Origin of the sequence: Clostridioides sp. ZZV14-6387, from assembly GCF_020657835.1 — a bacterium.
GTDB classification, from domain to species: Bacteria; Bacillota; Clostridia; order Peptostreptococcales; family Peptostreptococcaceae; genus Clostridioides; species Clostridioides difficile_A.
Window position 1 is genome coordinate 50,925 of record NZ_JAGWCW010000007.1, and the last position, 20,110, is coordinate 71,034.

Here is a 20,110-nt window from a genome sequence, read left to right on the forward strand (position 1 = left end):
TTACACTTATATGATAATACCATTATATTCCATTTGCAAGAATAATTTATTTTATAACAAACTTTTAATTTTCATTTTTTCTATAGTTTTTACTTATAAACTTCATATGTTCTTTTGCTTTTTCACATGCAAGTTCTAAATTATTTTCTACAACTGCATTATATATAGCCTCATGTTGGTCAAGTAATATATATTCATTTAAAGGTTCTGCAATTATTTTTTCTCTTGCATCTTCTATAAATCCATCAAATAATTTTGATGCTGTCATAAAAAGACTTTGAATTAAATAATTTTTGCTTATTGTAGCTAATTTACTGTGAAATTTTTGGTCTAACAAAACTAAAGTTTGGTTATTATCTTTTCTCTTAGTTTCTATCCTCATTTCATCTATTATATTTTTCAATTCTATAGCTTCAGAAGAAGTTATTCTCTTTGAAGCAAGTTTTGCAATTTCAATCTCTAAAATTATTCTAAGCTCTAATATGTCTTCAAGTGTCCCATTATTAAGTTTAAAAATCATAGATAATGGTTCTATTAAAGTTTTTTCTATATTTGTACATATAAAGTTTCCTTCACCTTGTCTACTTTCTATCACTCCCATAGTTTCTAAGACTCTAATAGCTTCTCTAATAGATGTTCTACTTACATTCATTTGTTCAGACAATTCTCTTTCAGACAGTAATTTATCTCCTTTTTTTAATTCTCCATTCAGTATTTTATGTTGTATTTGTTCAATCACTTGTTCATAAACTTTCTTACTAGCTATACTATTAAACATTTTTTCCTCCAATATGATAATCGTTCTTGTAATATATATCTATTATATATCTTAAGCCATTACATTCATATATTTTTATTATTTTTAATATAATATCTTATAACTCAAATTTATAGGTGATATTATGAAAAAAAATAAAATTATTGCTTTTTTTGCTCCAGCTATTATAGTTGGAGTTCTAGTTTTAGGCATTATCCTATACCCAAATGAAGCTATAAAATCTGCAAGAGAGGGTTTCTCTATATGGTCTAACGTCCTAGTTCCATCACTACTTCCATTCATAATTGGCGCAAACCTGATTGTCGATTTAAAAATAGTGGATATTATAGGATTTATTATTAATCCCATAACTAGACTCGTGTTTAATGTTTCAGGTAAAAGTGCTTTAGCTTTTGCAATATCAGCAGTATCTGGTTATCCAGTAGGGGTAAGTTTGGCTTCTGAATTTAGAAATAATAGACAAATTTCTAAACATGAGGCACAAAGACTCGTTTCTTTTTGTTCTACATCAGGACCTTTATTCATAATAGGTTCAGTTGGCACTGGTATGTTTCAAAACTCAAATTTAGGTTATTTAATGATTCTATGCCATTATCTAGGGACTATATTGGTTGGTCTTTTTTTTAGAAATTATGGTAATGAAAATCTTCCAAAGACAAAATTAGATTTAAAAACAAACATAAAAAATATAATCAATCTTCGAAATTCAAGTGGAAATGGATTTTTTGTTCTATTTGGAAATGCTGTATTTAATGGAGTAAACACATTACTCACAGTTGGTGGATTTGTAATTGTTTTTTCAGTAGTATTTAAAATACTATCACTTTTTAATGTAATATCTTTAATAGCATCAGTTTTGTATTTACCCCTTTCATTTTTAGGTGTAAATAAAGAGCTCTGTCAAGCATTTGTAAGTGGTTTATTTGAAATTACTATAGGTTGCAATAAGGTATCCAGTATAACAAGTACTCCAGAAATACTAAGAGCATCTTTAGCTAGCTTTTTAATAGGATTTAGTGGATTATCCATACTAGCTCAATGCTGTACATTTTTATCAAAAACAGACATAGATTTAAAATTATACATACTAAGTAAGTTTGCTCATGGAATCTTAGCTGCTCTCTTCATATTTATACTTTATCCTATTGCAAACTCTACTGTATTGGTTTCTAGTTTTGCTGATACATATAATGTTATATATAATAACTTAATTTGGTTTTATTATCTTAGCTATTATGACACAATTCTTCAAATTGTAGTAATAATTTATCTAATCTCAGCTTTATTTATTGCTAAAAAACATATGAAAAGTTTATCTACAGATGGAAAATTAATCAGATATAAAAACACTTTCTCCATTAAAAAATTTTTACGAAAAAAATAAAAATCACAAAAATTGACTAAATACTTCCATTTTTTTATTATATTTGTCATAATTTTAATAACCTTTTTAATTAGTTTAACAACACAGTTATTTCATCACAATTTTATAATTTTATTAGTAAATATTTTTCAAAAAATTCTCCTTAATCACATATATCACGCTTGCATAAGTTAATTGGTATATTTTTCCATTATATAATATTTCATTTATATTATATAATAAATACCGACCCAAACTTAACAAATCAAATAAGAGGAGTGGTTGAAAATGGCAACAAGACCTATAGAGATAGACGAATATAAAAAGATAATGGAACTATTACATACTGGCTTTATTTATAGTGAAAATGGCGTTGAAAAAAGATTTAGAAAAAATCCTAAAGTTGCATTGGCACTAATGTTAGAAGCTAATTTAGGTCTAAGAATATCAGATATTTTAAGATTAAAAATAGGAAATTTTAAGGGTAACATGTTAGAAATAAATGAAAAAAAGACAGGTAAATTACAGTATAGACCAGTTAATAAAAATATAATTGAATCTATAAATGAACATGCAAGAAAGTATAATCTTAAATCAAACGACTACTTAGTAAATATAAAAACAAAAGCTATTCAAAAACAGTTAAGAATAATTTGCAGATACTTAAATTTGTATAATATAAGCACACATAGCTTTAGAAAGCTCTATGCTACTACTCAATTTGAAAAGAGTAATAATAACTTAGAGTTAGTCAAGGAGCTCTTAAATCACAGTTCTGTGGCCACTACACAGCGATATATAAGGGTAACTCAACAAGCTATTAATGAAGCTAGTGAAAATTTCTTTATTGGCTAATTGTAACGTATTTATTTTTCTATTATCTTATTAATTCACCAGATATTAAAAAGGTGAAGCAAAACAAAATAAATATTTTGTTTTGCTTCACCTTCAATTTTATAATTCCTATATAAACAGATTAATCTATCTTTAATAATTTTTTGACTGATTTACTATAATTGTTTCTTTTTACCTCTTCCAAGAGTCTATCAATTTCATGTTCTGACTTTGCATTTACAAAAATTGCTAGTTCTTCGTCGTCTATAATATCGTAACTATCTACATATTTATCTAGACATTTTAAAATTCCATCTTTATTATATCCATCAAATCTAACTACAGCACTACATTCATCTTCTATAAGTCCACTTAAGTCCAATTTGCCTTTTGAGAATGACTTTATATTGGCATTTCTCTTATCTATTACATCTATGATATCAGCATAAACAGCACTACCTGTTGCCCCTCTTCCAGCACCTTTACCTACAAAAGAAAGTTCTCCTACTGAATCACCTACTAAAATTACTACATTAAACTCATTATCTATTTTTGAAAGCATATTATCGTTATCAACCAATGCTGGTCTAACAAATCCACTTACTTCTCCTGATTCATACTTGCTTCTAGCAACCAACTTTATCTTACACTTTAATTTTTTTGCATATTCTATATCTTTTTCATCTATCGAAGTTATTCCCTCTAGTAATAAATCTTTCCAATATACTATTTTTCCATAAGACAAAGTAGATAATATAGATAATTTTCTAGCACTATCATATCCTAAAACATCTGCATCTGGGTTGACTTCTGCAAACCCCAATTCTTGAGCTTGTTTTAAAGCTACATCATATGGTAAATCTTCATCATACATCTTTGATAATATAAAATTACAAGTTCCATTCAAAATAGCATTTATACTCTTTATACTGTTACCTTCTAATGATTCTATCAATGGCTTTAAAACTGGAATACCACCTGCCACAGATGCCTCAAATTTAATACTAACATCATTTAGGTTGGCTAATTCTATAAGGTCACTACCTCTCTCTGCAAGTAAGTCCTTATTGGCTGTTACTACATGTATTTTTTTATTTAACGCTCTTGTCACATAATCAAAAGCTGGATTCAATCCTCCAATTAATTCAACCAGTATATCAATATCCTTATCAAATATATCTTCTATATCTGTTGTTATCTTGTCAAAATACTTCTTAGACTTATGTTTCTCTTTATTTTTAACTAAAATTCCAACTATTTCTATATCTCTTTTTGAATTATTGTTTTCTATTAAATCAATTAATCCACTTCCTACTGTTCCATACCCTAATATTGCTATCTTCACTGTTACATACCCCCATCATTTTGATTATATTAAATTATTTATATGTATAAATATACCAATTAAAAAAGCTTGAGTATAAACTCAAGCCATATGACGGGTTTATACTCATCTTTCAGCATAACTGCTGCAGGATTTAGCACCAATGTATAATAAAATATACTGGTTGCCGGGCTTCATAGGGCCAGTCCCTCTGCCTCTCTTGATAAGATTGCTAATTTAAATTTATGTTTAATAGTATAATACAATTTCTGCCAATTGTCACTATTTTTTTAACTTATTTTCCTAAAAGTATATAGGCTATTATCTAACCGCTCTTTTAGTTGGTTTCCCTTTTTTTGTAACGTTATTATTTTTAATCTTTGCTTTTGCCTGTTCATGTCCTGGGAAAAGTATCTTAGGTTCCTCAACATTTCTTTTATAAATAGTAAATTTAAAACCAATAGCTTGCACAAATTCAGCTCTTAAAGCTTCACATACAGCATTAGCAGTTTCTTTAGCATCAAGGCCTGCATTTTCCAGTATAGTAACCTTTACTAATTCTCTAACTCTTAACATATCATCTAATTGCTCTAAGAAACTTTCTGTGACACCTTCTTTACCAATTTGTGTAGTAGGTTTTAAAGTATTTGCCAAAGATCTTAAATACGCTCTTTGTTTTCCTTTTAACATATTCTCACCTCTATAATTCTATACTAAAATTAATTGTAAAATTCAAATTCCAATTCGTAAATTCTAACTACATCTCCATCCTCTATTCCCATCTCTCTAAGTCTGTCAAACACACCTTGACCTTCCATAGCTTTTTGGAAATATTGAAGAGATTCCATATCATCAAAATTTACAGAATACATTATTCTTCTAAGTGCTTTACCTGTAACTACATACACTCCATCTTCAATATCTATACTCAATTCTTCTTCAGTACCAATATCAAGCTCTGGTCTGTACATTTCTTCTTCTGAAACTAATTCTACATCTTCTACTTCTTTTAAAAGTTTAGAGACATAAGCTATTACATCATCTATTCCTTCACGAGTTGCTGCAGACATTTTAAAGACTGTATACCCTCTGCCTTCTAATTCATTTTTAAATGTCTCAAACTTGCTTTCATCTTCTAATATATCAAATTTATTTGCAACAACAACTTGTGGTCTCTTTGAAAGCTTTTCATTGTACAGTCTAAGTTCGTCATTTATCTTGTCAAAGTCTTCAATAGCATCTCTACCCTCTAGTCCAGATATATCTACAATATGTATCAATACCTTGGTTCTCTCTACATGTCTTAAAAACTCATGACCTAATCCTATACCTTCAGAAGCACCTTCTATAATTCCAGGTATATCTGCAAGTACAAAACTATCTCCAAACTTAGTTTGGACAACACCTAAATTTGGTGTCAATGTTGTGAAATGATAGTTTGCAATTTTTGGTTTGGCCTTAGTTACTACAGATAGAAATGTTGATTTACCTACATTAGGAAATCCTAAAAGACCTACATCTGCTATCATTTTAAGTTCAAGAGTTACCCATCTTTCATCTCCATCTGTACCAGACTTTGCAAAAGCTGGAGCTTGTCTTACTGCATTGGCAAAGTGTTGATTTCCCTTACCACCTATACCACCTTTTGCAACTATAGCTGTATCTCCTTCTTTCTTTAAATCTGCTAATATAAGACCTGTAGCCTCATCTCTTATTACTGTACCTGCTGGTACTTTTAATACTAAATTTTCTCCATTTTTACCAGCTCTTTTACCTTTGCTTCCGTCCCCACCATTTTGAGCTTGATATTTTTTTTGATACTTAAAGTCCATTAGCGTTCTAAGACCCAAATCAACTTCAAATATGATGCTTGCTCCACGACCACCATCTCCGCCATCTGGTCCACCAGCTGGAACGTATTTTTCTCTTCTAAATGCTACCGAACCATTTCCACCATTTCCAGCCTTAACAAATATTCTTGCCTTATCTATAAACAAATTCTTCACCTACTTAATTAAAAACTTTTAATTAGCATTACCAAAAACACTATTATAAATTCATCAGTACTATAAGAAAAAGGAGTGCCTCAACACTCCTTTTATGTATATTACTCAGCTATTGCTACTGGATATATACTAACTTTTTTTCTCTTCTTGTCTTTTCTTTCGAATTTAACAGTACCATCAACTAATGCAAATAAAGTATCATCGCTACCTTTTCCAACATTAGTTCCTGGATGTATTTTAGTTCCTCTTTGTCTAACTATTATACTTCCAGCAGTTACTAATTGCCCATCGAATCTCTTAACACCTAATCTTTTAGATATAGAATCTCTACCATTTTTAGAAGAACCTACCCCTTTTTTAGATGCTAATAATTGTAAATTCATGTTTAACATATGGAGTCACCCCCTACTTTTTTAAAATTTTTATATTTTTTGGGTATTCCCGTTTAATTTCTTCAACCGCTAATTGAAAGTGATTTAGTAATAATTGTGCATCTTTTATATGTATATCTTTAACTATACATTCTATATGACCTTCTTCTCCTACTACTTTCTCAAATTCAATCTTTTGTAATTTGTCTAAAGAATTTATAACTGCAATAGCATTAGATGTAACTGCAGCACACACTATATCATAGCCTATTTCAGCAAAATCAGCATGTCCCTTTAAACAAAAACCTTGTATCAAGAAATCATCATTATAATAATATTTTACTTTTATCATAACTTAACCAACTACTAAGCGTTTATTTTTTCTACAACTATCTTAGTATATGATTGACGATGTCCTTGCTTTCTTCTGTAATCTTTTTTTGCTTTATACTTGAAAACTATAACTTTCTTAGCTTTACCTTGTTCAACAACTTTAGCTTGAACAGATGCTCCTTCTACTACTGGAGAACCTAATTTTAATTCTCCATCTTTAGAGCAAGCTAATACTTCGTTTAAAGTAACAACATCACCTGCGTTAGCTTCTAATTTTTCAACGAATAACACATCACCTTCAGAAACTTTATATTGTTTCCCACCAGTCTTTACTATAGCGTACATTAAATACACCTCCTCGGCCTCAAACTCGCCAGTACAAGGTACTTCATTTGAAGATTTAGACCTTTACTGTGCGGCATTACAATTATTAATTATAAAATATTTACATTTTATTGTCAACTATTTTATCGAAAATAACATTGGTTTTATTGTGTTTTAATGTACAATTTGCAGTTAAAGAAATTTTTATATTATATTTTTCACCAATTTTATCAATTATATCCATATAATATTCTTTTATTTGTCTAAAAATAAAATCATTAAACTCTATTATTATATTTTTATAAACTGTATGCTCGCTTATTCTCATAATTTCTTTTTCAATGCCATCTACCATATGATGTATAGATTTTATCGTTTGTGCACCATCACAACATGGGCAGGACATTAGATAATATTTATCAATAGACTCTTTTTCTCTACGTCTTGCAACTTCTACTAAACCAAGCTTCGTCATACCTAACACTTCAGCTTTTCTTTTATCTTTATTAAATTCTTCCTCTAAGAGGTGTAAAACCTCGTTTTGATGCTTCTTTTTGTGCATATCTATAAAATCAATTATTATTATTCCAGCTATATCTCTAATTCTAAGCTGCCTTACAATTTCCTTTGCAGCTTCAATATTAGTTTTATAAACAGTCTCATCAAGTTTGCCAGTTCCAACAAACTTACCTGTATTTACATCTATAACAGTAAGAGCTTCTGTCTTTTCAATTACTAGATAACCTCCACTCTTTAACCATACCTTTTTATTTAATAATTTCTCTATTTGAGATTCTATTCTATATAAATCAAATACATCTCTATTTTCTTCAAGACACAGTTTATCAACATAAGTATTGTCTATTCCCTTTAAAATAGACTTAAGTTCACAATATCTATCATAACTGTTAGTAATTATGGATTCGATATCATCATTCACATTATCCTTTACATATTTGGTTGCAAAGTCTAAAGATTTATATAATACTTTTGGTCCTATACCAAGTTTATATTCTTTTAAAATATTCTCATACTGTAATTTTAATTCTTCTATATCTTTTTTTATTTCATCATGAGTACAACCTTGAGCCTCAGTTCTTATTATTAATCCTAAATTTTCTTTATTCACTGCTTTAGTAATTTTTTTTAATCTAAATCTTTCTTTTTCATCAGTAATTTTATTTGATATTGTAGTTCTATCATTGGAAGGTATATAGACAATATACCTTCCAGAAATACTAATTTCAGTGTTTAATTTTGCACCTTTAGTACCTATCTCTTCTTTATTTACTTGAACTAGAATATCTTGACCAGATTTTATAGTACTTCCTTTTTTCAATTGTAAATAAGCAAGCTTTTTAAAGCCAATATCTACAAAACAAGCTTCTATTCCTGGTATAACTTTTTTTACAATTCCACGATATATATTGGATACAGTCTTTTTATTTAAACTATCTTCAACAAAAAGTTCTGCTAATCTTTCATCTTCAAGTACTGCTGTTTTTTGAGACCCTACTAAGGACTCGATAACTATCTTTTTCACAACTTCACCTCTCGAGCTACATAGGAGTCACTAATTCCCCATCTTCTAATACATATAAGTCTCTTCTCAATATATCAACATCTAATGGGTCAATATTCAATTCAAACATCTCTAATATTTTTGGAATAAGTATACTAGTATTTAAATTAGTCTTTGAACCTGTAGCTATAGTAGCAGTAAGAGTAATATGTTCATCTTCTAAATTTAAAACATCAAAAGTTCTTATCATAGGTCTTATATCTACTTCGACCATTTTACCTTTTTTATTCTTCTTTGTTATAATTATCTCTTTATTATTCATAAAATCAATTACTTTTCTTTTTACAAACTCTTTAGTTAGAGGTCTTTTCAATTCTATATTAAACAGATATTCTCCATAATCTATAACAGAAGAAAGAGAAGGTGTTTGTCTATCAATTTCTTTTACTTTTATAAATTCTATCCCATCTGGAAGTTGAACTGATACTTTACTTAAAAACTCCTCTACTGATAAATTTTCTTCCTCTATCTCAATATCTACATACTCTCCTTGACTTTCCGTACCTAAAGCCAAAGCATTACCATAACTCATCTTAGGATGAGGATTAAATCCTTGAGAATGTGCTAAGTTTATTTCAGCCCTTCTAAATGCTCTTTGCAATAATCTCTGAAGGTCAAGATGTGATATATATATCATATCGCCTTCTTTTTTAAATTTTACTCTTATTATTTTACTCATATTAGCAAAGCCCCCTTCCTATATCATGTATATTTATTCCACAGCCATTACAATTATGTCTACAATCAGAAGTGATTTTTTCTTTTTTAGCATTCTCATCTTCTCTAATTAAGAATTTTTTATTGACACCTACATCTATATGGTCCCAAGGAAATACCTCTTCATAATTTCTATTTCTATGTGCATAGAAATCTATAGAAAGGTTATTCTTTTCCATAGCTTCCTTCCATATGTCTAAATTAAAGTGTTCTGCCCATCCATCAAACTTTGCACCTAGTTTGAATGCATCATATATAACTTCTCCTATTCTTCTATCTCCTCTAGCCACTACAGCTTCCATCAAGCTAGTTTTTGAATCATGGTAATTGTATTTTATATTGTTGTTTCTTAATTTATTTACTAAATGTCTTTGCTTCTCAACTACTGCTTCTGTAGTATCTTGACCATGCCATTGGAAAGGTGTAAATGGCTTTGGTACAAAAGTAGAAGTACTTACTGTAACACTAAAGCTTCTCTTTAATTTACCTCCATTTACTTTTCTGTAAATATCAATAACCTTATATGCTAATTTAGCTATTCCATCTAAATCATCATAAGTCTCAGTTGGTAAACCAATCATAAAATATAGTTTGACACTATTCCATCCCATCTCAAAAGCTCTTTCTGTTGCATTTTCTAAATCTTCTTCTGTAACACCTTTATTTATAACATCTCTAAGTCTTTGAGTTCCTGCCTCTGGAGCAAAAGTAAGTCCAGACTTTCTTACTTGTTGTATTTTATCAGCAATTTCCATTGAGAAGTTATCTAATCTAAGAGATGGAAGTGAAATTCCTATATTATTAGAAGCATACTCGTCCACCAAATAATCAGTAAGCTCAGATAACTTACTATAATCACTCGTACTAAGTGATGATAATGATATTTCATCATATCCGGTATTTTTAACTAATTTATCTAATATCTCCTTAAGTCTTTCAACACTTTTTTCTCTTATTGGTCTATATATCATACCTGCTTGACAGAATCTACATCCTCTTGTACATCCTCTGAATAATTCCAACACTATTCTATCATGAACAGTATCTATATAAGGTACTATTAGTTTTTCTGGATAGTCTACAGTTTCAACATCTTTTATTATTCTCTTAGTAGGATTCTTTGGAATACCATCTCTATTAGGAGTTACACTTTGAACTGTACCATCTTCATTGTATTTAACATCGTAAAAACTTGGTATGTAGACTCCTTCTATACTTGATATTTTATATAAAAAATCTTCTCTAGTTGTTTTATTTTTCTTCCATTCTTTATACTCATTTACTACTTCTAAATTGACCTCTTCACCTTCACCTAATATTACTATATCCACAAAATCTGCTAAAGGTTCAGAATTATAGGCACAAGGGCCTCCAACCATTACAAATGGGTCTTCCAGTTTTCTTTCCTTTTTTAATATTGGTATATTTGCTAAATCTAATATATTTAAGATATTAGTATATGAAAGTTCATATTGAAGTGTAAAAGTAACAAAATCAAAGTTCGTTATAGGCTCTCTTGACTCTAATGCAAATAATGGTATGTTTTTTTCTCTCATTATATTTTCCATGTCAACAGCAGGAGAATATACCCTCTCACAAAATACGTCTTCATCTTTGTTTATTACATCGTATAATATATGACTTCCTAAGTGACTCATACCAACTTCATATAAATCTGGAAAGCAGTGTGCGTATCTTATCAATTCACTATTACTAGTATCTTTATGAATTGAATTTATTTCATTTCCAAGATATCTAGCAGGCTTTTCTACTTTTTTTAAGATTTTTTTCAAGTCTACTTTATTCATTTATCCAAATTCCTCCAAACAAGCTCTTTATTTTTATTCTTATTTATAAGTAATATTATACACGATAAAATATTTTCTATCAAAAATATAACTAAAATATTGAATTTAAAACCTATATTATTCACAAAATAGAATAACTAAAAATATTTGAGTATATTTTACATTAAATTTTTATTGAATTACAATTTTTTTACAAAATATGATATATTATAAACATAGAACTATTGTTTTAGATAACTTATAATGACATCTTTTGTTTCATTGACCCCAAAATGGGGTATGTTACTTGTATAATGATAAATTTTAGGAGGGTTAAAAATGAGTAAAGTTTTTGAAGTAAAAAAAGATATCTACTTTACTGGCGTAGTAGATGAAGGTTTAAAAGTATTCGACATAATAATGGAAACTGAGTTTGGGACAACTTACAATTCTTATTTAATCAAGGACGAAAAAACGGTTTTATTTGACACAGTAAAGGCAAATTTTAAAGATGAATTTTTAAGCAATCTATCAGAAGTTACTGATATAGCTAAAATTGACTATGTTGTAATTCATCATACAGAACCAGACCATGCTGGTAGTTTAAAGTACTTATTAGATTTAAATCCTAATATAGAAGTTTATTGTACTAAAGCTGCTAAACTATACTTAGATGGTCAAATAAATAGACCTTTTAATTGTCATGTAATAAAAGATGGTGAAGTTCTAAATATTGGTAAAAGAAATCTTAAATTTATAACTGCTCCATTCTTACATTGGGTTGATACAATGTTTACTTACATTGAAGAGGACAAGACTCTTTTAACTTGTGATGCATTTGGTTGTCACTTTGCAAGTGTTGATGCAGATATAGTAAACAGTGAAGATTATCTAAAATCAGCTAAACACTATTATGACTGCATAGTTAAACCATTTGCTAAGCATGTTTTAAGCGCTGTAGATAAGGTTGTAGGAATGAACATAGAATTTGATACTATATTAACTTCTCATGGTCCAATGCTTACTAAAGACCCAATGGCTGCCGTTAAAAGATATGTTGAATGGTCTACAGAAGCTATTAATACAACAAATCAAAATCAAGTTTCTATATTCTACTTATCAGCTTACAGCAATACTTTAGAGATGGCTAAAAAGATAAAAGAAGGTCTTGATGCAGAAGGTGCAAAAGCTGAATTATATGATTTGGAAGATATGACATTAACAGAAATGCATGATACACTAGTAGTATCAAAGGTAATACTATTAGGTTCTCCAACTATAAACAAAACTATGGTTAAACCTATGTGGGATTTATTCTCTGTTATAGACCCAATGGCTAACCAAGGTAAGATAGCAGGAGTGTTTGGTTCATTCGGTTGGAGTGGTGAAGGTATAACTATGGCTGAGACTTTACTTAAAGCTATGTCATTTAAAATGCCTGTAGAATCTCTTAAGAAAAAATTCTTCCCTAGTGAAGAAACATTAAAAGACTGTATGGCATTTGGTGCAGAATTTGCAAAATTAGTTAAATAGTCATTAATAACAAATAAAATTATTTAATTTAAATAAGGAGATGATTCAAAGTTTTATTTTGAAACATCTCCTTATTTCATATACAATTATACAATTTATTTTTTTAAACACGTTGACTTTTATTTTTTCTAACTTCTCTCCATGATAGTTCTCCTCTATCAAGAGCTTTTATAAATATTTCTGCAGAAGCTAGATTTGTAGCTATTGGAACATGATAAACATCACAAAGTCTTATCAATGCTTGTATATCCGTTTCATGAGCCTGAGATGTCAATGGGTCTCTTAAAAAAATAACTAAATCTATATCTTGTGTTACTATTAAAGAACCTATTTGTTGGTCTCCACCTAAAGGACCAGATGCTAACCTATTTATATTTAAGTCAGTTTCATCCATTATTCTTTTTCCTGTAGTTCCAGTTGCATACAGTCCATACTTTTTTAAAATTGATTCATAACCTATACAGAATCCGACCATAGTATTTTTCATTTGGTCATGCGCTACTAATGCTATATTCATATACTCAATCTCCTCAATTTATGTTTACAAGTATCAAATCTAGAAATTTATTTTCTTTCTTCTCATACACACATTTAGTACTAACCCTAAATTTGCTAAGGATGTTAATAAAGAACTACCTCCATAACTTACAAAAGGTAATGTTACTCCCGTTACTGGAATTAATGCGACGGTCATACCTATATTTTGGATTATCTGATAGCCAAACATCCCCATGACACCAACCACGATGAGGGTTCCATAAAAATCTTTGGCATCTCTTGCAATTACTAAAAGCCTCAATAAGAATATTGCAAATAAGATTATCAACACTGACATTCCTATTACACCAAGTTCTTCACCTACAACAGCGAATATGAAGTCACTATCTTGTACAGGTAAAAAATCCTCTTGGTTTTGACTTCCATTATATAGCCCCTTACCAGTTACACCACCAGAGCCTATCGCAATAAGAGATTGCATAACCTGATAATTTCCTTTCAGTGTTACATCTTCTGGATTTAAGAATGCTTCTATTCTTATCTTCTGATGGTCTGCCATCATTAAATACATCAGTGGCATAGATACCAACAGTATGATTATTCCTCTTTTTATCAATTTTGAACTAAGACCTGCTGTAAATAGCATTGCAAATATCATACAACAAAATACAATTCCTGTTCCTAAATCTGGCTGTGCAAGTAATAATCCAATAAATGGAATAGCATAAACCACAACAGGTATAACTTCTTTCAATGTATTTAATTTGTCCTTCTTAGTTTCAAGTATCTTTGCATAACTAAGTACAAATGTTAATTTGACTATTTCAGATGTTTGCAAATCAAGTGGACCTAAATTAATCCACGACCTAGCGCCACCTTTTTCTGTCCCAATTCCAGGTAATAAAACGATGGCTAACAAAACAAGACTTATTATATAAAGCACTTTGTAATACCTACCTAGAAGATTATAATCAAAAAATAATATGACTATAATCATCCCTATACCAAGTACAAAAGCTAATCCTTGCTTAATTAATTGATTATATGAACCTGTCGAATTAGCATGTGTTGCACTACTAAGTATAACAAGTCCAAAAATAAAGATAGCTAATACTGTAACTATAAGTTTCCAGTCTAACTGTTTTATCAACTTAATTGTCGACTTATAATTAATATTGATTTTTTTCAAAGAATCACCGTCTTTCTATCTTTAAACACATAATTAAATAAAAGGGGCATATACCAATAAGGATATCCCCCTTTTAAGCACTAATTACATACATCTATCTTTTATATTCTTTAATGGTATATTAGCAACTAATGCAGATACAGGTTTGTCATCATGCTCACCTCTGCATTTAGACATTTTTATTTCAAGGCCATCATCTTCTATCTCTGCATAATTGGCTATTACTTTTAAAATGTCTGTTTTTATCATCTCTAAAAGTTGTGGTGAACAATCTACTCTATCATGAACTAAAACTAATTTTAACCTCTCTTTAGCAACAGATTTACTAGTTTTAGCATCGTTAGAAAAAACTCTAAATAAATCTAACACAGATGTATCCTCCTTTGCTACTTAGCCATGCTAAACATTTTTTTAAGTCTACCAAAGAATCCATCTTCAACTTCTAGTTCAAGTAGAGGAACTTCTTCATTTAGTATCCTTTTTGCGATATTCTTGTATGCTTGACCAGCAAGTGACTTTGAGTCAAGTATAGCTGGTTCACCTTTATTTGTTGATATAATTATACTTTCATCATCAGGGACAAGACCTAACAAATCAATTGCTAATATTTCTATTATATCTTGTTTGTCCATCATGTCTCCACGTTTAACCATATCATTTCTAATTCTATTTATAACTAATCTTATCTCTTTTATTTCATTTGCTTCTAATAGACCTATGATTCTATCAGCATCTCTTACTGCTGATATTTCTGGATTTGTAACTACAATAGCTCTATCTGCTCCAGCTATTGCATTTTTAAATCCTTGCTCAATACCTGCTGGGCAGTCTATTATTATATACTCGAAAGATTCTTTCAGTTTCTCACATAGGTCAACCATTTGTTCAACTGAGACAGCATTTTTATCTCTAGTCTGTGCTGCTGGTAATAAATATAGATTATCAAATCTTTTGTCTTTTATTAGAGCTTGCTTAAGCCTACAAGTTCCTTCAACTACATCTACTATGTCATAAACTATTCGATTTTCAAGACCCATTACTACATCTAAGTTTCTAAGTCCGATATCTGCATCTACAACTACTGTTTTTTTATTTTCTAGGCTTAGCGCAGTTCCTAAGTTTGCTGCGGTAGTAGTTTTTCCAACTCCACCTTTACCAGATGTTATAACTATAACTTCGCTCATAATACTACCCCCTATTTTTCTTTCTATTTGTCTAATTTTGACAAATAGCTTTCGATTACAATTCTTCCATTACTCACAAAGGCTATTTCTGGGCTAATTTCTGATTCAATTTCATAATTTCCTTCATCATCTGGAGCTTCTGCAATATTCTCTGCTATTTGTAATATTTTAGGATTAAGATTTCCAGCAACAACATATGCAAATTCATTACCTTCTGCACCTGCATGCACAAAGCCTTCTATTTTACCCATTACAAAAACATTACCACCTGCTACAACTTTAGCACCAGCATTTATATCTCCCATAACAACTGTATTTGATTTTGAAAGGACTTTTGAACCAGGTTTCATATCATTTAATATTACTACATCACCTTCAAATTCAATATTTTCTCCAGATCTTAGGGTATTGACATATTTTGTTGGAAAATTACTATTTTCTTCAATTTTGTGATCTTCAACAAATTCCACATCAAATCTAGAAGTAATTCCTTCTTTTAATTCTAAAATCTCCATGTCAGTTAAATAATCACTATTAATTTTACTAATTTTAGCCCCATTAAAAAAACCAACATACGCTTCCAATTTGTTTATTATTTTTTCCTGTATTTCCTCAAATGGAGCTTCTTTTTTTATATTTACTATTATCCCTCTTTTATTACCCTTGAACTCTACTAGTTCTTGACTACAAATTTCTCTTAAAGACATAACAACCTCCAGAGTGATATATCATTTATATTCTTCAAATACGCTTTAAATCCTTTTATTTTTTATATATAAAGCTAAAGTTTATACGTGGATTAAGCTATCTGTTAATTTGTGACTCGAAATTTATATTTTCGTCAGAAGAATTGTTAACATCATTCGTATTGTTGTCTTTTTTACTATTAGTTGGTTCTAACCCCATATATGTTCCAATAACTTCTCTAGTTGGTAAAAGTGAGAATACACTTGAATCACCTTGAGGAATTACACATACAACAGCTATTTCTGGGTCATCTGCTGGAGCAAAAGCAACAGTCCATGTAAAAGAACCATAATCTTGTTTAAATTTATCTATCTCGTCATCTGTTATTTTTGGATTTAATTCTTTTATAGCTTTTCTTAAATATGAAGAATTTACTTTATCAGTATCTTCTAATCTAACTTTTATTCCATCCTCTAATTCTTCTTCTAATTTCTTTCTTTCTTCGTCCTTTAAATCTTTATTTTCTAATTTCTTTTTTACTTCCTTTTCTTTAGCTAATGAAAGTTCTTTTTCTTTTTCTGCTTTCATTCTATTTGCTAGTTTAACTGCATCATCTAGATTAACATTATAAGATGACATATGACTTTTTAAATATTCATATTCGTTATCTGTAGGTATTTTCCCACTTTTCTCAGCTGTACCAGTCTTTGCCGCTACATCTATTGGGAAATCAGCAAAAGCACTCTTTGCTGTACCTTGTCTTGCAACCAATTTCATACCTTTTGTTAATTCTTTTAAGTTATCAGGATTTTTAAAAGGTATTTTTTCTACCTTCTTCTGGTCATTGATTTTCACTGATGAATAATCACTTGAAACAGCTCTATCAACTACAGATAATTCTACTAAGTTACCTCCATTTGCTATGGCAGCCACATATCTTGATATCTGAGCTGGTGTATAGGCATTCTCACCTTGTCCTATAGCTAAGTTGAATGTATCTGCAGTACTCCATTTTGCAAAGTTAAAATAACTAAATACTGCTAAATCTGCTACTTCTTCAATTCTATCTTCTTTAACATCCAATTTTTTTAGTCTATTCATTGTTTCTACTCTACCAGGAGTTTTCTTTTCTGCTGCCCAGCTTACAATCTCATTGATTCTTTTTTCATATTCTTTAGGATTTTTATCTCTAGTTATATCAACAAAATCATTTGCCATTTCTCTTTCTAAATTTGACTTTAACAGAGCTTGTGTTGATTTAAGCTTATCCTCTGTGCTAGGTACCTTACCTGCTCTTTCTTCTACTTCATCTTGAAGTCCAGTATTTTGGTCAAGTCCAAATAATTTTGCATATTCAAGAATTTTATTGGCATTCATGTCTATACCAATGCTTTTTCCATCTGGCCATGTTTTACCTGTACCAATAGTTGCCATATATATATTACAAGACTCTTGTATTGCTTTATACAAGTTTGTCATACCATGATTTCCTCTACCATGGTTCCATACATAGTCACCAAAAGATTTTTTACCTAGCATGATAACACCAGGGTCATTTATTGTAAAGTTTGGATTTAAGCCATTTTCTAAAGCTGCCATTGAGGTTACCATCTTAAATGAAGAACCTGGCTGGAATTCCCCTTGTGTAACCAAGTTTAAAAGTGGACTTCCTGCTAGTAAGTCATTTGGATTCTTTGGCTGAAGTGCTTTATAATCTTCTGTAGAAATACCTTTTGCAAATTTATTTGGGTCATAATTAGGATAGCTTGAAGAAGCTAGTACTTCTCCATTTTTTACATCAATAGCTATAAGGGCTGCTGATTGTGCTTTTCCTGCATATGCACTAATTGGTTTATCACCAAATTTACTTTTAAAAGTACCACCTTTAGAAGCAACTTCTATTATCTGTTTTAATGCATTATCTGAGACTTCTTGCAAATCTTTGTCCAAAGTAAGATATACAGTATCTCCTGATTTAGGCTTTTTAGATTCAATTTCTTTACTGATTCTTCCTAATGCATCAACCTTAACCATTTTATAACCATCAGTTCCTCTTAGCCTGCTTTCATTACTTTTCTCTACTCCTGCAAGACCTACCATATCTCCAGTTTTATAACCTTTTTGAAGATATGATTCTATTTGAGTTGATGGCATTTTTCCTACATATCCTAGCATATGTGAACCTAAAGTTCCATTAGGATAATATCTTACTGGTTCGACTGCTATTGAAACACCAACAAGGTCCATAGCACGCTCTTCAATTTGTGCAATTGTAGTTTCTCCTACATCTTTTGCAATGGTTACTGGATTATACTGAGAATATCCTTTTGATTTTATCAAATCTCTTACAACCATTATTTTTCTAGCATCTTCATCGCTTAGGCTTTTATCAATATCTAATGCCTCACTATTTCTTACTTTTTCAAACGCTTCTTTAGCATTTAGCTTGGTCTCTTTTATCTTATAACTAGCCAGCCAATCTCTCTTATCTCTTTCTGCTGTAAACATCCATTTACTAACTAAAATAGGTGGATAATATCCATTTTCATTCAGTTTTGCCTGTAATTTTGTTGCATCCAATCTTTTATCTTCTTGAGACAATATTCCAGCTGATATAAGTTTATCTACTAAGTAATAAAAACTTTCTTTAGCATTATAATCGTTTGGAATACCATTTTCTGATTTATACTCTCTAATATCTCTGTCATATGTATAATAGTATTTTCCATTCTCTACGTATATCGGAAACTCATCTACATATTCTTCACCATTTTTTTCAAGCAAATTTATAAGCTTTAATGATATTTCATTTGCTCTTGAACGCTTATTTGCATCTTTTTTATTAATATCGTTACCTGAAACCTGAACAGTAAATAAGTTTTTATTTCCTGCTAACAATCTTCCATATCTATCTTTTATTTCTCCTCTTGGAGCTTCTATTGCCAACTTCTTATATGTTTTATTTTCAGCTAACTCATTGTAAAATTCATATTTAAATGTAGTCATGTAGATTATTTTTACTAAAATAGCTAAAAACACCACACTTATGACTATTTTAATTATTTTTAGTCTATCAACTTGTTTATTTTCTTCCATGAACTCACCAACTAATCTTCTTTAAGTTTTAAAACTGCTCTTTTAGATAAGCGATATATTACTAAACCAATTAAACTATTCACTATTGGTGCTACTAGTAGACCTTTTATAAAAAGTGTTGATATGCTATAGCTTTGATAGATTATACTAGATGTACCTATATTGACAATTGAATCAATTAAACTTCCTATAAAAATCAAAACGAAAGTAATAATATAGCTACCTTTATATAGCTGGTCTCTCATGTGTCCAATTGCATATGCAATAACAAACAAAACTAACGCATTTACACCAAAAATTCCACCAACGGTTATGTCTTTAATAAGCCCTATTATAGCCGCTATAATTCCACCCTCTAGTTCATCTAAATAAAGAGAGATTATAGTCACATATATAAGAACTAGATTAAAGCTTATGCCAAAAATATCTATATAATTTGTTATACTATTTTCTATAGTCATAAGCACAATCCCCAACAGACAAAGTAAAACTTTTTTCATTGTT

At 29.8% G+C, this 20,110-nt stretch carries 20 protein-coding genes and 1 riboswitch; of the genes, 3 read left to right on the forward strand and 17 right to left on the reverse strand.

The window, feature by feature from the left end:
* Window positions 1-64 precede the first annotated feature (64 nt).
* Window positions 65-778 carry a FadR/GntR family transcriptional regulator gene (locus KGF38_RS06205; protein WP_054269681.1) on the reverse strand — a complete coding sequence of 238 codons (714 nt, stop codon included), beginning with the start codon at window positions 776-778 and terminating at the stop codon, window positions 65-67.
* A gap of 124 nt (window positions 779-902) precedes the next feature.
* Between KGF38_RS06205 and KGF38_RS06210 the strand changes: the two genes are divergently transcribed.
* On the forward strand, window positions 903-2,162 hold the full coding sequence (locus KGF38_RS06210) for a nucleoside recognition domain-containing protein (RefSeq protein ID WP_054269680.1): 1,260 nt from the start codon (window positions 903-905) through the stop codon (window positions 2,160-2,162).
* 267 nt (window positions 2,163-2,429) lie between these two features.
* Window positions 2,430-2,996 (forward strand): tyrosine-type recombinase/integrase, encoded by a 567-nt coding sequence (locus tag KGF38_RS06215; protein WP_054269679.1) that lies wholly within the window; start codon window positions 2,430-2,432, stop codon window positions 2,994-2,996.
* Window positions 2,997-3,117: 121 nt separating this feature from the next.
* Here KGF38_RS06215 and KGF38_RS06220 read toward each other — a convergent pair whose 3' ends face one another.
* The 9 genes from KGF38_RS06220 to KGF38_RS06260 form a co-directional block, all read right to left on the reverse strand.
* Window positions 3,118-4,320, reverse strand: coding sequence for a homoserine dehydrogenase (locus KGF38_RS06220; RefSeq protein ID WP_074178851.1), 1,203 nt, complete (start codon window positions 4,318-4,320; stop codon window positions 3,118-3,120).
* Between the two features lie 102 nt (window positions 4,321-4,422).
* Window positions 4,423-4,529, reverse strand: a riboswitch (SAM riboswitch).
* Between the two features lie 91 nt (window positions 4,530-4,620).
* The gene (locus KGF38_RS06225) at window positions 4,621-4,989 is read right to left on the reverse strand and encodes a YhbY family RNA-binding protein (protein WP_054269677.1); all 369 of its coding nucleotides are present in this window, start codon (window positions 4,987-4,989) and stop codon (window positions 4,621-4,623) included.
* A gap of 29 nt (window positions 4,990-5,018) precedes the next feature.
* Window positions 5,019-6,296 (reverse strand): GTPase ObgE, encoded by a 1,278-nt coding sequence (gene obgE / locus KGF38_RS06230; protein WP_054269676.1) that lies wholly within the window; start codon window positions 6,294-6,296, stop codon window positions 5,019-5,021.
* 110 nt (window positions 6,297-6,406) lie between these two features.
* Complete coding sequence (rpmA, locus tag KGF38_RS06235; RefSeq protein ID WP_003419086.1) at window positions 6,407-6,697, reverse strand: 50S ribosomal protein L27; 291 nt, start codon at window positions 6,695-6,697, stop codon at window positions 6,407-6,409.
* Between the two features lie 13 nt (window positions 6,698-6,710).
* A complete protein-coding gene (locus KGF38_RS06240; protein WP_021383819.1) occupies window positions 6,711-7,028 on the reverse strand; it encodes a ribosomal-processing cysteine protease Prp in 318 nt (105 codons plus the stop codon).
* Between the two features lie 14 nt (window positions 7,029-7,042).
* On the reverse strand, window positions 7,043-7,354 hold the full coding sequence (gene rplU, locus KGF38_RS06245) for a 50S ribosomal protein L21 (protein ID WP_003419082.1): 312 nt from the start codon (window positions 7,352-7,354) through the stop codon (window positions 7,043-7,045).
* Window positions 7,355-7,454: 100 nt separating this feature from the next.
* Window positions 7,455-8,876: an Rne/Rng family ribonuclease gene (locus tag KGF38_RS06250; protein WP_054276232.1), complete on the reverse strand. Its 1,422-nt coding sequence runs from the start codon at window positions 8,874-8,876 to the stop codon at window positions 7,455-7,457.
* 16 nt (window positions 8,877-8,892) lie between these two features.
* The gene (locus tag KGF38_RS06255) at window positions 8,893-9,594 is read right to left on the reverse strand and encodes a TIGR03936 family radical SAM-associated protein (RefSeq protein ID WP_074178850.1); all 702 of its coding nucleotides are present in this window, start codon (window positions 9,592-9,594) and stop codon (window positions 8,893-8,895) included.
* A 1-nt stretch (window position 9,595) separates the two neighbouring features.
* Window positions 9,596-11,440: a TIGR03960 family B12-binding radical SAM protein gene (locus tag KGF38_RS06260; protein WP_074178849.1), complete on the reverse strand. Its 1,845-nt coding sequence runs from the start codon at window positions 11,438-11,440 to the stop codon at window positions 9,596-9,598.
* Window positions 11,441-11,758: 318 nt separating this feature from the next.
* Between KGF38_RS06260 and KGF38_RS06265 the strand changes: the two genes are divergently transcribed.
* Window positions 11,759-12,952 carry an FprA family A-type flavoprotein gene (locus KGF38_RS06265; protein WP_054269672.1) on the forward strand — a complete coding sequence of 398 codons (1,194 nt, stop codon included), beginning with the start codon at window positions 11,759-11,761 and terminating at the stop codon, window positions 12,950-12,952.
* A gap of 103 nt (window positions 12,953-13,055) precedes the next feature.
* On the opposite strand, the gene mgsA is transcribed toward KGF38_RS06265, so the two are convergent.
* The 7 genes from mgsA to mreD all read right to left on the reverse strand — a co-directional run bounded on the left by mgsA (window position 13,056) and on the right by mreD (window position 20,106).
* Window positions 13,056-13,469, reverse strand: coding sequence for a methylglyoxal synthase (gene mgsA, locus KGF38_RS06270; RefSeq protein ID WP_054269671.1), 414 nt, complete (start codon window positions 13,467-13,469; stop codon window positions 13,056-13,058).
* Between the two features lie 39 nt (window positions 13,470-13,508).
* Window positions 13,509-14,639, reverse strand: coding sequence for a rod shape-determining protein RodA (gene rodA / locus KGF38_RS06275; RefSeq protein WP_054269670.1), 1,131 nt, complete (start codon window positions 14,637-14,639; stop codon window positions 13,509-13,511).
* A gap of 84 nt (window positions 14,640-14,723) precedes the next feature.
* A complete protein-coding gene (minE, locus tag KGF38_RS06280; protein WP_021383822.1) occupies window positions 14,724-15,008 on the reverse strand; it encodes a cell division topological specificity factor MinE in 285 nt (94 codons plus the stop codon).
* A gap of 17 nt (window positions 15,009-15,025) precedes the next feature.
* Window positions 15,026-15,823 carry a septum site-determining protein MinD gene (gene minD / locus KGF38_RS06285; protein ID WP_021383865.1) on the reverse strand — a complete coding sequence of 266 codons (798 nt, stop codon included), beginning with the start codon at window positions 15,821-15,823 and terminating at the stop codon, window positions 15,026-15,028.
* Between the two features lie 23 nt (window positions 15,824-15,846).
* Complete coding sequence (gene minC / locus KGF38_RS06290) at window positions 15,847-16,530, reverse strand: septum site-determining protein MinC (protein ID WP_054269669.1); 684 nt, start codon at window positions 16,528-16,530, stop codon at window positions 15,847-15,849.
* Between the two features lie 97 nt (window positions 16,531-16,627).
* Window positions 16,628-19,606, reverse strand: coding sequence for a penicillin-binding transpeptidase domain-containing protein (locus KGF38_RS06295; protein WP_074178848.1), 2,979 nt, complete (start codon window positions 19,604-19,606; stop codon window positions 16,628-16,630).
* 11 nt (window positions 19,607-19,617) lie between these two features.
* Window positions 19,618-20,106, reverse strand: a complete 489-nt coding sequence (gene mreD, locus KGF38_RS06300; protein WP_054269667.1) for a rod shape-determining protein MreD — start codon at window positions 20,104-20,106, stop codon at window positions 19,618-19,620.
* Window positions 20,107-20,110 lie beyond the last annotated feature (4 nt).

Excerpts from the sequence above, each read along its gene's own strand:
- KGF38_RS06265 (WP_054269672.1), top strand. The coding sequence starts at position 11,759 with ATGAGTAAAGTTTTTGAAGTAAAAAAAGATATCTACTTTACTGGCGTA.
- minD (WP_021383865.1), bottom strand. The coding sequence starts at position 15,823 with ATGAGCGAAGTTATAGTTATAACATCTGGTAAAGGTGGAGTTGGAAAA.
- rpmA (WP_003419086.1), bottom strand. The coding sequence starts at position 6,697 with ATGTTAAACATGAATTTACAATTATTAGCATCTAAAAAAGGGGTAGGT.
- KGF38_RS06240 (WP_021383819.1), bottom strand. The coding sequence starts at position 7,028 with ATGATAAAAGTAAAATATTATTATAATGATGATTTCTTGATACAAGGT.
- KGF38_RS06205 (WP_054269681.1), bottom strand. The coding sequence starts at position 778 with ATGTTTAATAGTATAGCTAGTAAGAAAGTTTATGAACAAGTGATTGAA.
- KGF38_RS06295 (WP_074178848.1), bottom strand. The coding sequence starts at position 19,606 with ATGGAAGAAAATAAACAAGTTGATAGACTAAAAATAATTAAAATAGTC.
- mreD (WP_054269667.1), bottom strand. The coding sequence starts at position 20,106 with ATGAAAAAAGTTTTACTTTGTCTGTTGGGGATTGTGCTTATGACTATA.
- mgsA (WP_054269671.1), bottom strand. The coding sequence starts at position 13,469 with ATGAATATAGCATTAGTAGCGCATGACCAAATGAAAAATACTATGGTC.
- rplU (WP_003419082.1), bottom strand. The coding sequence starts at position 7,354 with ATGTACGCTATAGTAAAGACTGGTGGGAAACAATATAAAGTTTCTGAA.
- minC (WP_054269669.1), bottom strand. The coding sequence starts at position 16,530 with ATGTCTTTAAGAGAAATTTGTAGTCAAGAACTAGTAGAGTTCAAGGGT.
- KGF38_RS06260 (WP_074178849.1), bottom strand. The coding sequence starts at position 11,440 with ATGAATAAAGTAGACTTGAAAAAAATCTTAAAAAAAGTAGAAAAGCCT.
- KGF38_RS06210 (WP_054269680.1), top strand. The coding sequence starts at position 903 with ATGAAAAAAAATAAAATTATTGCTTTTTTTGCTCCAGCTATTATAGTT.
- KGF38_RS06215 (WP_054269679.1), top strand. The coding sequence starts at position 2,430 with ATGGCAACAAGACCTATAGAGATAGACGAATATAAAAAGATAATGGAA.
- KGF38_RS06255 (WP_074178850.1), bottom strand. The coding sequence starts at position 9,594 with ATGAGTAAAATAATAAGAGTAAAATTTAAAAAAGAAGGCGATATGATA.
- KGF38_RS06225 (WP_054269677.1), bottom strand. The coding sequence starts at position 4,989 with ATGTTAAAAGGAAAACAAAGAGCGTATTTAAGATCTTTGGCAAATACT.